General features: G+C 39.8%; 1 protein-coding gene. It reads left to right on the top strand.

Annotated features, from left to right (window positions below; genetic code table 11):
* The first annotated feature begins 95 nt into the window (after positions 1 to 95).
* Positions 96 to 458, top strand: coding sequence for a hypothetical protein (locus BN338_RS10255; RefSeq protein ID WP_051018536.1), 363 nt, complete (start codon positions 96 to 98; stop codon positions 456 to 458).
* Positions 459 to 905: the final 447 nt, after the last annotated feature.

Genomic DNA, 905 nt, shown 5'->3' with positions numbered 1-905 from the left:
ATCTAAATGTGTTATTGCGATAATTCTTGCTGATTTATTTCACAATTTCATCACAAAGGTCATCTGTCAATTTAATTTAAAGGAGAATTTTTCTCATGAAACGTGTTGTTTTAGCTGCAGCTTTGTTTGCTGTCTTTTCTTCAGTATTATCTCCGGTAACGGTTAGTGCACTGCCAGCAGGGGGTGGTTGGGGGACTAAGAGAGATGCTATAGTAGCGAAAATTATGGAACGAAACGGGCTTAGTAGAAATGGAGAGAGAGGGAAAGAAATTGCAAAAATTCTTGGAATGATTGTTGTTCCTGAGAGAAGAAACCTCTTTTCATATAGTGAGAACAGTTTTCAAATTGCAAAGAAGGATCGTTCATTTCTTCTGTCTTTGGGAATAAGAAGTGCTTGTAGAGATCTTGACCCGAAAAAGTATAGTGGCTACCGCTGGATGTCATGCTCTATTAATTAAATTAGTCAATAGAGAAAGAGGCTCTTGATAAAGAAAGCATCCCGTACAATACGGGATGCACAGCCGCATAAAGAACCCCCTTGTTGTTAGCGGTTTCGCTTGAAAAACAGATTGATTGCTGCGCTTCTTGGATGTGTTACCTGTGATAGCATGCAACATATTTCTCGACCGGTTTGGAGAGGGTGGCAGATGGGGGAAGGATTTGCATCCTTTGAAATGTGGGAAGGAAGGCATGCATTTAACATATATGGTGTTTTTATGAGAAAGTGTAGTGCCTATTCAGGGGTGGTATTGCCTGAATCTTTTGAAAGGAATTTTCAATGGGAGATCAAGAGGGACTTTCCCTGTAAGATGCTTAATTATTTCTAAACTAGATTGTTTTTCCAACTGATTTGAAGAGAGCGTACGGTCGGTTTGGGGATATGATATATATACAAGGGGGGGGTA

The sequence above is a fragment of the Bartonella queenslandensis AUST/NH15 genome, assembly GCF_000312585.1.
GTDB lineage: Bacteria > Pseudomonadota > Alphaproteobacteria > Rhizobiales > Rhizobiaceae > Bartonella > Bartonella queenslandensis_A.
Note: the sequence above shows the minus strand (reverse complement) of the source record. Positions and strands in the feature narration are given on the sequence as shown.

What these genes read in the sequence shown, in the direction of transcription:
- BN338_RS10255 (WP_051018536.1), top strand. Translation starts at nt 96, where the DNA reads ATGAAACGTGTTGTTTTAGCTGCAGCTTTGTTTGCTGTCTTTTCTTCA.